This window comes from Micromonospora sp. CA-259024 (genome assembly GCF_050936255.1).
GTDB lineage: Bacteria > Actinomycetota > Actinomycetes > Mycobacteriales > Micromonosporaceae > Micromonospora.
The window spans coordinates 998,467-1,010,956 of sequence record NZ_JBNJND010000002.1; the positions used below are offsets into that span (position 1 = coordinate 998,467).

The 12,490-nt window shown below is 69.3% G+C and carries 14 protein-coding genes and 3 tRNA genes; all 17 read right to left on the reverse strand.

From position 1 onward, the window contains the following. Positions 1-305: 305 nt before the first annotated feature. Entirely contained in the window at positions 306-695 is a 390-nt protein-coding gene (gene rplL, locus ACQEUX_RS23980) for a 50S ribosomal protein L7/L12 (RefSeq protein ID WP_433052433.1), read from the reverse strand. Between the two features lie 54 nt (positions 696-749). After that, the gene (gene rplJ / locus ACQEUX_RS23985; protein ID WP_030329872.1) at positions 750-1,295 is read right to left on the reverse strand and encodes a 50S ribosomal protein L10; all 546 of its coding nucleotides are present in this window, start codon (positions 1,293-1,295) and stop codon (positions 750-752) included. Between the two features lie 352 nt (positions 1,296-1,647). Next, entirely contained in the window at positions 1,648-2,337 is a 690-nt protein-coding gene (locus tag ACQEUX_RS23990) for a hypothetical protein (RefSeq protein ID WP_433052436.1), read from the reverse strand. Then, entirely contained in the window at positions 2,334-3,143 is an 810-nt protein-coding gene (locus tag ACQEUX_RS23995) for an ABC transporter ATP-binding protein (RefSeq protein WP_433052439.1), read from the reverse strand. Before ACQEUX_RS23995 ends, ACQEUX_RS23990 begins: the two co-directional genes overlap by 4 nt. An 81-nt stretch (positions 3,144-3,224) precedes the next feature. Further along, positions 3,225-3,941, reverse strand: a complete 717-nt coding sequence (gene rplA, locus ACQEUX_RS24000; protein WP_433052442.1) for a 50S ribosomal protein L1 — start codon at positions 3,939-3,941, stop codon at positions 3,225-3,227. A gap of 78 nt (positions 3,942-4,019) precedes the next feature. Then, on the reverse strand, positions 4,020-4,451 hold the full coding sequence (gene rplK / locus ACQEUX_RS24005) for a 50S ribosomal protein L11 (RefSeq protein ID WP_203174332.1): 432 nt from the start codon (positions 4,449-4,451) through the stop codon (positions 4,020-4,022). A 187-nt stretch (positions 4,452-4,638) separates the two neighbouring features. Beyond that, positions 4,639-5,358, reverse strand: a complete 720-nt coding sequence (nusG, locus tag ACQEUX_RS24010) for a transcription termination/antitermination protein NusG (protein ID WP_433052445.1) — start codon at positions 5,356-5,358, stop codon at positions 4,639-4,641. A 41-nt stretch (positions 5,359-5,399) separates the two neighbouring features. Further along, positions 5,400-5,792, reverse strand: a complete 393-nt coding sequence (gene secE / locus ACQEUX_RS24015; RefSeq protein WP_089018931.1) for a preprotein translocase subunit SecE — start codon at positions 5,790-5,792, stop codon at positions 5,400-5,402. Between the two features lie 214 nt (positions 5,793-6,006). Continuing rightward, positions 6,007-6,079, reverse strand: a tRNA-Trp gene (locus tag ACQEUX_RS24020). 129 nt (positions 6,080-6,208) lie between these two features. Then, positions 6,209-6,601 (reverse strand): MaoC family dehydratase, encoded by a 393-nt coding sequence (locus tag ACQEUX_RS24025; RefSeq protein WP_433052448.1) that lies wholly within the window; start codon positions 6,599-6,601, stop codon positions 6,209-6,211. Position 6,602: 1 nt separating this feature from the next. Beyond that, entirely contained in the window at positions 6,603-7,049 is a 447-nt protein-coding gene (locus tag ACQEUX_RS24030) for an FAS1-like dehydratase domain-containing protein (RefSeq protein WP_433052451.1), read from the reverse strand. A 126-nt stretch (positions 7,050-7,175) separates the two neighbouring features. Further along, complete coding sequence (rpmG, locus tag ACQEUX_RS24035; RefSeq protein ID WP_007073056.1) at positions 7,176-7,343, reverse strand: 50S ribosomal protein L33; 168 nt, start codon at positions 7,341-7,343, stop codon at positions 7,176-7,178. A 132-nt stretch (positions 7,344-7,475) separates the two neighbouring features. Further along, a tRNA-Met gene (locus ACQEUX_RS24040) sits at positions 7,476-7,548 on the reverse strand. Positions 7,549-7,572: 24 nt separating this feature from the next. Continuing rightward, positions 7,573-7,645 (reverse strand) — tRNA-Thr (locus tag ACQEUX_RS24045). Between the two features lie 93 nt (positions 7,646-7,738). Next, a complete protein-coding gene (locus ACQEUX_RS24050) occupies positions 7,739-10,267 on the reverse strand; it encodes a putative bifunctional diguanylate cyclase/phosphodiesterase (RefSeq protein ID WP_433052455.1) in 2,529 nt (842 codons plus the stop codon). A 58-nt stretch (positions 10,268-10,325) separates the two neighbouring features. After that, positions 10,326-10,484 carry a hypothetical protein gene (locus ACQEUX_RS24055; protein ID WP_433052458.1) on the reverse strand — a complete coding sequence of 53 codons (159 nt, stop codon included), beginning with the start codon at positions 10,482-10,484 and terminating at the stop codon, positions 10,326-10,328. A 574-nt stretch (positions 10,485-11,058) separates the two neighbouring features. After that, entirely contained in the window at positions 11,059-12,249 is a 1,191-nt protein-coding gene (locus ACQEUX_RS24060) for an epoxide hydrolase family protein (protein WP_433052461.1), read from the reverse strand. Positions 12,250-12,490: the final 241 nt, after the last annotated feature.

A 12,490-nucleotide genomic window follows, 5' to 3' on the forward strand; every position in this document is an offset into this window, starting at 1 on the left:
ATGGTGCCGCCGCTGTCATACCCACGTCGTAGCCGTCGCAAGCGCGGTGTCTTGCTGGTGTCAGCGTGCCTGGCAGCCCGGGGCCACGTCAAGGGCCGGTATCCGGGTCGCCGCTTCTTTCCCACTGGAGGGCGACCCACCATGCTCGTTCGGGCCAACGGCGCCGGTCGTCGGAGCCCAGCTCAGGACCGGTCGGCGCTGGATCCACCAACACGGCGGGCGGCGATCCGTGTCGGATCACCGCCCGCCGCGACGCGATTCGTGTCCCGGCTCACGAGCCGGGTACGCGCTGGTGGAACGTCAGGTCACTTGAGGGTGACCTTGGCGCCCTCGCCCTCGAGCTTGGCCTTCGCCTTGTCGGCGGTCTCCTTGTTGACCTTCTCCAGGATGGCCTTCGGCGCGGACTCGACCGCGTCCTTGGCCTCCTTGAGGCCCAGGCCGGTCAGCTCGCGCACGACCTTGATGACCTGGATCTTCTTGCCGCCGTCAGCCTCGAGGATGACGTCGAACTCGTCCTGCTCCTCCACGGCCGGAGCGGCAGCGCCACCGGCGGCACCGCCGGCCGCGGCAACCGCGACCGGAGCGGCAGCGGTGACCTCGAAGGTCGTCTCGAACTGCTTCACGAACTCAGAGAGCTCGATCAGCGTCATCTCCTTGAACGCGTCAAGCAGCTCGTCGGTGCTGAGCTTCGCCATGTCTGGCGTCCTTTCCTGGTTCTGTTAAGTAAGAACTGGTGCGCCGTGGGGGCCTCAGGCCGCCTCGGCGCCCTCCTTCTCGCGCTTGTCCTGCAGGGCAGCCGCCAGACGGGCGGTCTTCGACAGCGGGGCCTGGAACAGGGCCGCGGCCTTGCTCAGGTTGCCCTTCATCGCGCCGGCCAGCTTGGCCAGCAGCACCTCGCGGGACTCCAGGTCGGCGAGCTTCGTGACCTCGGCCGCGGAAATGGCCTTGCCCTCGAAGACACCGCCCTTGATGACGAGCTTCGGGTTGGCCTTCGCGAAGTCGCGAAGCCCCTTCGCCGCCTCGACGACGTCGCCCGAAACGAAAGTCAGCGCGGTAGGACCGGTGAACAGCTCGTCGAGGCCGGTGATGCCCGCGTCCGTCGCAGCACGCTTCGCCAACGTGTTCTTCGCGACCGTGTAGCTGGTGTCGGCGCCGAGCGAGCGCCGAAGCTGGGTGAGCTGGGAAACCGTCAGACCGCGGTACTCGGTCAGCACGGTGGCGCCCGAGCTGCGGAAGCTCTCGGTCAGCTCAGCGACGGCCGTGGCCTTGTCGGCCCGGATCGGCTTGTCCGCCATGTCCCTCCTCTCTCGTTACTCGAGGCTGGTCCCCGTCACAGCCGAAGCCGGGACAGGAGCGGAGGCAGCACGACAACGAGAAAAGCCCCGGCGCAGGGCGCACGGGGCGAGGGCCAGCAGATCGTCACGGTCGGCGGACCATGCTCACTGCCGAGTTACGCTTGCCGCCCTACGCGGGTCGCCCGTCATCGCGGGGCCTTCGACCGTGCCGAAGCACGGTGACCAGCGGTCTCTGGGTGGTTCCTCATCCATGAGAACACGGATGACGGTTGAAGAGTACGCGACGCCCCGACCTGCGCCAAATCGGGACCGTGTGGGCCGGGCCACCGTTTGCGGGTAGCCCCCGCGTCGGTCAGCCCTGGGCCCGCCGCCGCAACAGGTACCCGCCGAGCGCGGTGGCGCTCCAGGCCAACGCCCACGCACTGAGCCCGAGCAGAGTGAGCGCGGCGGCATCGCCCGCGGTGGTCCGGGCGACGGCCATGATCGGCGGCGCCAGCCACGGGGCCGCCGAGTCGGCCAGGCCGAGCACCACCGAGCCGACGCCACCGAGAGCCAACACCGCGACGCCGTACCCGGCGCTGCCCACCGATGCCCGGCTGGCCAGCGCGCCGAGGGCAACCGCGGCCGGCACGGCGAGCAGATGCGCCCACACCCCCAGCGCGAGGCCGACCGGGATCGACCGGTCCCCCGGATCGACCGGGCCGGAGACCCCGCCGACCAGCCACGGGAAGAGCAGCGCGACGGCCACCGTGACCAGCGCGGCTACGCCGGCGGCGAGAAGCCCCGCGAACCGCTCCCGGGCCACCCCGACCACGGTCTGCGCCAGCCGGCGCTGCACGTCCGGCTCCACGTCCAGCAGGATCTTGGTCTGCCACGCGACGACCGGGAAGAGCACCACGGCCGAGACGCCATACGCCTCCGCCGGCTGGGATCGGCCACCGCCGTAGAGGATGCCGAGCGTGACCAGGCCGGCGAGCAGCGGTGCCACCGCCCGCCCGGTCCGCAGGAAACCGGCCAGGCGCATCCGCACCAGGGCGATCACGGGACCTCCCCCGCCGCCCGTTCGGCCACCACGGCGCCGTACGCGGCCTCTGGTTCCCCTGCCGGGGCAGATGGCGCGTCGGAGCGTACCCGCAGCACCTGGTGGCCCTCGGCGCGTAACCGGGCGACGGTGCCGGCGACCCGCGCGGCCGGCACCGCGACCTCGACCACCGCGATCGCCTCGTCCGCCGGCGACGTCTCCTCGGTCAACGAACCGTCGGCAACCAACCAGCGGCGCGCGGCCGGCAGCCGGACCGTCTCCCCACGGTGGTCGCTGACCAGGACCGCACCGTCGGCGGCGAGCACCTCGGCGATCACCTCCGGAACCAGCTCGCGGGTGGCGGCGTCCAGCCCCTCCCACGGCTCGTCGAGCACGAGCAGGCCCGGCGGGCGCAACATCGCCTGGGCGAGGCCCACCTTCTGCGCGGTGCCCTTGGACAGCTCCGGAAGCCGGACCGAGCGGAAGGCGGACAGCCCGAGCCGGTCGGTCCAGAAGCCCACCGCCTCGTCCGCCGCAGCGCCGCCCAGCCCCGCCACCCGGGCCATCCCGGTCAGGTAGCGGGCCACGGTGAACGGCTGGTCGGCCGGGAAACGCTCCGGCACCCAGCCCACCCGCGCAGGCCGGCCGGTGACCCGGCCACGGCCCGGTCGGAGCACCCCCGCGGCCGCCTGGAGCAGGGTCGACTTGCCCACCCCGTTGCGGCCCAGAACGACCGCCACCTCACCCGGACCGATTCGCACGTCCACGCCCCGCAGGACCCACGGCCCCCGCCGGTGGTACCGCAACCAGACGTTCTCCAGCCGCATGCGGTCGAGCTTCCCACACCTCAGACACACCGGGGCGCCGCCACGGTCGTGGCGGCGCCCCGGTGCGAGCGAACTGTCGGCTCAGGCCTCGGCCGACTCCTCAGTGAGGTTCTTCACCAGGTTCGGGTCGACCGGGACGCCCGGGCCCATCGTGGTGGTCAGGATGACCTTGCGAAGGTACTTGCCCTTGGCCGCGGACGGCTTGGCACGCAGCACCTCGTCGAGCACCGCCGCGTAGTTGTCCACCAGCTGGCTCTCCGTGAAGGAGGCCTTGCCGATGATCAGGTGCAGGTTGGAGTGCTTGTCCACCCGGAAGGTGATCTTGCCGCCCTTGATGTCCTGCACCGCCTTGGTGACGTCCATGGTCACCGTGCCGGTCTTCGGGTTCGGCATGAGACCGCGCGGGCCCAGGATCCGCGCGATCCGGCCGATCTTGGCCATCTGGTCCGGCGTGGCGATCGCCGCGTCGAAGTCGAGCCAACCACCCTGGATCCGGGCGACCAGCTCGTCGGTGCCCACCTCGTCCGCACCCGCCGCGGTGGCCTCGTCGGCCTTCGCGCCACCGGCGAACACGATCACGCGGGCGGTCTTACCGGTGCCGTGCGGCAGGTTGACCGTGCCGCGGACCATCTGGTCCGCCTTGCGGGGGTCGACGCCGAGGCGCATGGCGACCTCGACCGTGGCGTCGAACTTGACGTTGGTGGTCTCCTTGGCCAGCTTCACGGCCTCGGCGGGGGTGTAGAGCTTGGACCGGTCGATGACATCGGCGGCCTTGCGGTAGCTCTTGCTGCGCTGCATTGCTGATTACTCCTGTGGTCTCTGGCGGGCCGCTCGGCGCGGGCCCTCCCACGGTCGGGTCGTTGGCCTGGGCCGACGTCAGTCGTTGACGGTGATGCCCATCGACCGGGCGGTGCCGGCGATGATCTTCTCGGCCTGGTCCAGGTCGTTGGCGTTGAGGTCGGCCATCTTCTTCTCGGCGATCTCACGCAGCTGGGCGCGGCTGACCGAGCCGACCTTCTCGGCCTGCGGAACGCCCGAGCCCTTCTGGACACCGGCGGCCTTGATCAGCAGCCGGGCAGCGGGCGGGGTCTTCAGCACGAACGTGAAGGACCGGTCCTCGTACACGCTGATCTCGGCGGGGACGATGTCGCCCCGCTGGGACTCGGTCTGCGCGTTGTAGGACTTGCAGAACTCCATGATGTTCACGCCGTGCTGGCCGAGCGCGGGGCCGACCGGCGGCGCCGGCGTGGCCTGGCCCGCCGGCAGCTGAAGCGTGAACGTCTTGACGAGCTTCTTCTTCGGAGGCATGTCACTTCCTGGGGCTTGGAGCTGGGAAAATGCGGCTGTCGCCGCCCTCGGAGCGCGCACGGTCAGCGCGGTGCGACAGCGGCGACATTCAAGAGTAGCGCAGGCCGCAGCCCACTCGTCCGCCGAGGTCGAGCGGGAGGGCGTACGCCGACGTCGGCGGCGGGCCGGGCCCGCCGCCGACGACCAGTCAGATCTTGGCGACCTGGTTGAAGTTGAGCTCCACCGGCGTCTCGCGACCGAAGATCGACACCAGCACCTTGAGCTTCTGCTGGTCGGCGTTGATCTCGCTGATCGTGGCCGGCAGCGAGGCGAACGCGCCGTCGGTGACGGTGACGGAGTCACCCACCTCGAAGTCGAGGACCTTGATCTCCGGCTTCGCCTTCTTCTGCTCGGTCTCGACGGCCGGCGCCAACCACTTCAGCACCTCGTCGAGGGAGAGCGGGGCGGGCCGGTCGGCCCGGTCGGTCGCGCCGACGAAGCCGGTCACGCCCGGGGTGTTGCGGACACACGAGTAGGACTCGGCGGTCAGCTCCATCCGGACCAGGATGTAACCCGGGAAGACCTTGGCCTGGATCTGGGAACGCTTGCCGTTCTTGACCTCGACCTCTTCCCGGGTCGGCACCTCGACCTGGTAGATGAAGTCTTCCATGTCGAGGCTCGTGATCCGGGTCTCGAGGTTGGTCTTGACCTTGTTCTCATAACCGGCGTACGAGTGCACCACGTACCAGTCACCCGGCGCGTAGCGCAGCTTCTGCCGCAGCTCGGCGACCGGGTCGTAGTCCTCGTCGGCGGGCTCGGTCGTTGGGAACTCCGGCTCGCTGGCGGCCTCAACCGACTCGTCACCAGCCGCCGTCGCGACGGTGGACTGCTCGTCCACCGGTCCGGCGGTCTCGTCGTACTCAGGCACGCTCGCTCACTTCCGTCACTATCGGCTCTGGAGGCAGCCGGTCAGCTCGAGTTGCCGAAGACAAACAGCACGACCTTGGCGAAGCCGTAGTCCAGCACACCCACGATCGTCAGCATCACCGCGACGAACGCGACCACCACGGCGGTGTAGGTCAGCAACTCCTTGCGCGTCGGCCAGATGACCTTACGCAGTTCGGCCACGACCTCGCGGAAGAACCGGGCGATGCGGCCGAAGACGCCCACCCGACCGGTCTCCGACCGCGTGGTCGGCCGGCTGTCCGCCGACTCCGCCCGGGCACGCGACCGCGTCGCGGTGCCTCCCCGGGAGACCGGCTCGTCCGCGCTGGTGGCGTCGTCGTCAGCTACGTCGTCGACGACCTCGTCGTCCAGACGATCGTCGCCGGCGTCCTCGCCGCGCCGCTTGTTGTCGGCCACTTCGCCCTCCGTCGCGGAATCTCGGGTCGCACGCCGGGCGGCGTGCGCAGCGCTGGTCACGCCGGCCGGGCCCAACCGTCCCGCGACGGGCCGCGGCCGGTGGATCATCCGGAGGGCCCCGATTGCCTCGGAACCACCCCGCCGATGCCACCACCACGGGCCGGACGCCGCCATGCTGGCGGCGCGACCCACGGGAACGGTCAGGCCTGAGGCGCAGGGGTGACAGGACTTGAACCTGCAGCCTGCGGTTTTGGAGACCGCTGCTCTGCCAATTGAGCTACACCCCTATGCGGCAACACTCGCCCCACGCGGTCACAGACGACCGAGCAGGGGTCACTTGCCCCACGGCGGACCAGTGTACGGGTACCCGCCCGACTTTCCCAACCGGTCTCCCCGCCACGCGTGGCGGGGAGGTTTCAGCGTGCCGTCCGGATGGTTGCCCGGGCCTGCGACAGCACCTTCTCGCCCAAGCAGGTGGCGGTCACGTCCAGTCGGGTGAGGCCGTCCTCGGTCACCTCACGCACCCGCGCGGTGACCTCGATCTCGGTCCCCTGGTCGTCGTCCGGGACCACCACCGGCCGGGTGAACCGGACGCCGTAGTCGACCACCGCGTCCGGCGTCCCGGCCCACTCGGTGATCGCCCGGCCGACCAGCGCCATGGTGAACATGCCGTGGGCGATCACCCCGGGCAGACCCACCTTGGTGGCGACCCGATCGCTCCAGTGGATCGGGTTGAAGTCACCCGAGGCGCCGGCATAGCGGACCAGGTCCGCACGGGTCACCTGGAACGTCTTGGCTGGCAACTCCATCTCAGGCCTCCCCGCGTACGACGTATTTGGCCCAGACGGCGACCACCGGTTCCCCGCCGACGGTGCTCACGTCGGTGCGCGTGGTCAGGAAGCCGTGCCCGCCCCGGGTGCTGACGTCCTCGATCGTGTTGACGCAGACCAGCTCGTCGCCCGCGACCACCGGTCGGGCGTACTCGAACCGCTGGTCGCCGTGCACCAGACGGCTATAGTCGACACCCAGGGCCGGGTCCTCGATGATCTGCTGGCTCGCGGCCATCGTGACGATCACCGGGAAGGTCGGCGGGGCCACCACGTCGGAGTGGCCCAGAGCCCGAGCGGCCTCCGGGTCGTGGTGGGCCGGGTCGGTGGCGCCGATGGCGCTGGCGAACTCACGGATCTTTTCTCGGCCCACCTGGTAGGGGGCGGTCGGCGGATAAGTCCGGCCGACGAAGGAAGGGTCCAGAGGCATGCCGCGAACCTACACGGAAAGCACAATCGCCGACCTGATCGGCAGGCAGCGGCAGAGCCGCGCCAAACCGGTCAGATCGGCGACTGGAACGCTTCGACGGTGGCCGGCAGCGAAGCCGGCCACGAATCAGCGGGTCTCGCGGTGGACCGTGTGACGACCGTCGCGCGGGCAGAACTTCTTCAGCTCGATGCGGTCGGGGTCGTTGCGGCGGTTCTTGCGCGTGATGTAGTTGCGCTCCTTGCACTCCACACACGCCAAAGTGATCTTCGGCCGGACATCGGTAGCCTTCGCCACGGCGGAGTGCCTTCCTCGCTAACGGAAACAACTACGACGCGCCAGCCTAGACGCTGACAGCGCGGACATGCAAAGTGGGCGCCAGAAGCGCCCATTCTTACGACCACCGGCAACGAGCCCGGAAGACGAGAGTAGCGGTGGCCGGACTTGAACCGGCGACACAGCGATTATGAGCCGCTTGCTCTACCATCTGAGCTACACCGCTGCGATGGGTCCAGCTGAACCCTCGAGCCCCCTTACGGAATCGAACCGTAGACCTTCTCCTTACCATGGAGACGCTCTGCCGACTGAGCTAAGGGGGCCTGCGCGATCTCCCCGTGGGGCGCGCAGAAGTAAGAGTACACGGCCCGGCTCGACAGGTGAAATCGGATCCCCCGTGATCGTCCGCGCCCTGCTCAGGGCACGACACGAAGGCGCGGAAGCACCCCGTCGGAGATCGTTTCCGGCTCGACCTGCGCACCGAACCAGGCGGCCAACCGCTCGTACGGCAGCGGCCGGCTGAACAGGAAGCCCTGCCCGATCTCACAGCCGATGTCCTGGAGAAGCTCCAGGGTCAGCTCACTCTCCACGCCCTCGGCGACCACGGCCAGGCCGAACTGCTGAGAGAGGGTCACCACGGCGTTGACGATGGCCAGGTCCCCCGGGTCGGTCGCCATGCCCTGCACGAAGGAGCGGTCCACCTTCACCTCGTGCACCGGCAGCCGGCGTAGATGCGCCAGGGACGAGTCGCCGGTGCCGAAGTCGTCCACCGACAGCCGGACACCAAGATCGCGCAGCCGCCGCAGGGTCGGGATGGGCCGGTCCGTGCCGTCCAGCACCCCCGCCTCGGTGATCTCCAGGGTGAGTCGCTGCGCCGGCACCTGGTACTCGGTCAACAACTCCTGCACCCGGTCCGGGAAGTGCTGATCGGTGAGCGTACGGGCCGAGAGGTTCACCGCGATGGGCAGCGGCTGATCGGCCAGTGCCCAGTCCCGGCTGCGGCGCAGCCCTTCGCGGAGCACCACCTCCGTGAGCCGACTCAGCTGGCCGGTGTGCTCGGCCACCGCCACGAAGTCCTCGGGGGCGACCGTGCCGTGCGTCGGATGCTCCCACCGGGCCAGGCACTCGACACCGACCAGGCGCCGGTCCCGCAGGGTCACCTTCGGCTGGAAGTAGACCTCCAGCTCGTCCTGGTCCAGAGCCTGACGCAGATCGCCGGCGAGACCCAACCGGCGCAGCGACCGGGACTCCAGCGCAGGGTTGAACAGCTGCACGCTGCCCGGCACCGACTTGGCCGCCGTGGCGGCCAGGTCGACCCGCAGCAGCAGGGTCGCCGCGTCGCTGCCATGATCCGGGTGTACGGCCACCCCGACGGCGGTGTTCACGTCGAGAGTGAGCGCGTCGAAGACCATCTCGTCGCGGATCTGGTCGCGTAGCTGAGCGGCCAACTCAAGCGCCGCCTCAGCGCTCTCCAACCGCAGCGTCACCAGGAACTCGTCCCCACCGGCCCGGCCGACCAGAGCCGACGACGGCGCGCTGGCCCGCAACCGGCTGGCGACCTCGGCGAGGACCTTGTCCCCCGCCGCGTGACCAAGAGACTCGTTGACCTGGCGCAGCCCGCCGACGTCGAAGAGCAGCAGCGCCACCACCTCACCGGGTAGACGGATCTTGACCGATTCGTCCAGCGCTCCGGTGATCCGCCGCCGGTTGGGCAGCCGGGTCAGCGCATCGTGGTAGGCGTCGTGCCGCAGCCGGTCCACCAGCCGGGAGTTTTCCAACGCCACCGCCGCGTGCGCCGCCACGGTCTCGAAGATGGGGATGTCGCCACGGGTGAAATGACCGACATCGCTGAGCCGGTTGGCCACCTCCAGCGTGCCGATGACCGCTTGGCCGGACCGGAGCGGCACCACGATGACGTCCTTGACCTTGCCCTGACTCAGCGCCTGGCGCTCGTTCGACTCTCCGTCGAAGGCACGTCCCACCGCGAGGGTCCGCCCCTCGTCTGCGGCCCGCTGACGGAGGGATGCCGGCGTAGGCACGACGTCCAGCAGGCCCGAATCGTCGACCCTGGCGGTGAGCAGCACCTCGGGATGACGGCCCTGGGCGGGCAGCCAGAGAGTCGCGTATTCGGCCTGCATCAGGGCTCGGACCCGGCCCAGGAGAGCATCGACGAGCGTGCCGTCCTGGCCCCGCTCCGCGATTGCGCGGGTCAGGTCGTACATCGCGGCCAGCGTCCGGTGCTGACGGAAGAACTCCGCGTAGGAGCGGTAGACCAGCACCAGGGCCGCACCGAGTGCGGCCAGCAGCACCACAGACCACCACGTGGTGGTGACGGCGATCAGGATGATCAGACCGAGCGAGGCGTTGATCGCTGCGGTGAGGAGAGCGGGGGGCGCGGTGCGTAGGGCGTCCCGGCCCGCCTGCCAACCCTGCAACAGCGTGTGTACGCCGACCACGGCCACCAGACTGACGAGGATCACTGCGGTGACGGCCGCGAACAGACCCAGCCAGGTGCCGGGTTCGACCTTCTCCAGGGGCGGCAGTGCCTGGAGGACGAGGACGGCGAGTGATGTCCCAGCGGCCGCCTTGGCCACGTTGAACCAGAACTTGACGGGCGCGAACCGGTGCCGCGTCTGCGTGAGCATGGACGCCACCGTGTAGATCACGACGACAGTCAGCGGAGGCAGCAGAAAGAGTGCGAGGACCAGCGGAATCTCGGTCAGCGTCACGCCGAACGACTGCCGACGGATGACAAAGTTGAGGACCGGCATACCGATGCCGACCATGGCGACCAGCAATGCGGCCGCCAACAGCCAGTCGCCGAACGGCGAGTCAGACACCAGCCCCGTGACCAGGGAACAGACAGCCGCGAACAGCACCAACGGCCCAGTGATGAACCAGGCCCGATCTGCTGATCGACGTCGCGAGCGATCACGCTGCGCCATGTCGCTCCCTACGGCTTCTGCGGTCCCCGCCGTCCGGTGGTGATGACGGCGGGACCGCTCAGCGGCCGCTGTCGACGACAGCGCTCTCTGTACCGATGGTCCAAATGATGTCGGTGGCCTGGTAAGCATCGGCGATGCCGTCGTAAAGACCGGCGTTGAATCCGACGATGGCGGCGGCAGCGAGGAGGAGGAGAAGCGACCCGCTCAGTCGGCCCAACCTACGACCAGACATTATCGCTCCTGTCAGAAGATGTGCAGCGTGGATGAAGATTCCACGATCGTGCCATAGCGCGGGCAGCCAGAAAAGTGGTGGACGCCCCGAGTGACCCCACCGTCTGTGACTTCCCGCCGTTCGGCCCACCGCCCTCGTCGCACCGGACCAGATCACAAGCCTGCGGGGCAGCTCACCGCTTCGCAGAACGTTGAATACGACCTTCACCACAATTCGGTCCAGCCGTAGGAACACTCACCGAATTCAGCGCCATGGTCACCGTGCGTAATACGTGGAGGCGGTGCGCCGATGCTCGCTCTCCGTGTCAGCCATCGACCACCATACCGGCTCATCGCCATCCCGCCAGTCCCTCGACGGGTTCGTTACACACCGGAGGCGGCTCAGCACGGCCCCAGCCGTGAGCAGCGCCAGCGCAACTCAGATCGCAGGCCGCATTCGACGGTTGCGGGTGGGCGCGCACCGCCGCTGAGCCGCACCGGTCAGCAGCACCAGCCGAAGCCCTGACCTGGACGACGGACGAGTTTCCGCCGAGCTGACGGCTCCCGACTCTGCCTCAGGATCACCGCAGCGGCCGGAACGCGGCTCGTACCTCGGTCGAGAAGAGCTCCGGCTCCTCCCAGGCGGCGAAGTGACCCCCGCGGGCGGCCTCGTTGAAGTACGCGAGGTTGGGGTAGACCGTCTCGGCCCAACTGCGCGGGGCAGCCCAGATCTCACCAGGGAACGTCGTGAAGCCGACCGGAACCCCGACCGGCGGAGGGGCCTGGCCGGACGCCTGGGCCGCGGCCAGGAACCGGCCAAACTCCCAGTACCAGCGGGCGGATGAGGCGCCGGTGCCCGTCAGCCAGTACAGCGTGATGTTGTCGAGGATGCTGTCCCGGGTGAGCATGCCCGCGGGCTTGCCTTCGACGAACGCGCGGGAGATCTTGTAGTAGCTGTCCGTGTCGTGGTCGAGCATCCAGGCCGCCAGCCCGACCGGTGAGTCCAGCAGGGAGTAGCCGATCGTCTGCGGCCGGGTGGACTGCTCCAGGAAGTAACCGAAGCCGTCCTTCGTGAACAGGTTGAGCGCGTCGAGCGCTGCTCGCTCCTGCTCGGTCTTCGCCGGCAGTTGGTCCTTGATGCCGATCGCCCCGGCGAGCAGGTTGACGTGGATGCCGATCAGCCCCTCGGGTGCCTGGCGACCCATCGCGTCCGTGACGGCAGCGCCCACGTCGCCCCCCTGAGCGACGTAGCGCGTGTAGCCGAGGCGGTTCATCAGCACCGCCCACGCCGCCGCCATGCGACCGGAGTCCCAGCCGAGGTCCGTCGGCTCGCCGGAGAAACCGTAGCCAGGCAGGGACGGCAGCACCAGGTGGAAGGCGTCCTCGGCGGTGCCGCCGTGCGCGGTCGGGTCGGTGAGCGGACCGACGGCCCCGAGCAACTCGACGACCGATCCTGGCCAGCCGTGCGTCATGATCAGAGGCAGGGCGTTCTCGTGCTGCGACCGCACGTGGATGAAGTGGATCTCGACGCCGTCGATGACTGTCGTGTACTGCGACAGGGCGTTCAGCTGCGCCTCGAGCGCGCGCCAGTCGTAGTCGCTCGTCCAGTAGCGGGCCAGCTCCTGGATTGTCGCCAGCTGCACGCCCTGGGAGCGGTCGCTGACCAACTCTCGGGTGGGCCACCGCGTGGCTGCGATCCGGCGACGCATGTCGTCGATCACTTCTTCCGGCGTGTCGAGCCGGAACGGGCGGATGTCGTTGTCGTTGGACATGGTCTCCACCTGCCGGGTCGGGTCGACCGGCGCCGCTGCGCCGGCGGAGCTGGCACTCGCCCAGTTTCGCAGCGGTCCGGGGGCCGACAGGCCGAAACACCATTTCGCATTCGGTCCGACGCCGTCACGTCGTGGGTTCAGCCCCCGCCCAGGCGCGCAGGTAGGCGCCCTGATCGTCTGACGGTTGCGCTACAGCACGTCGATACGCCGCTCGATGCTGACGAGATTGACGTCGTAGCCC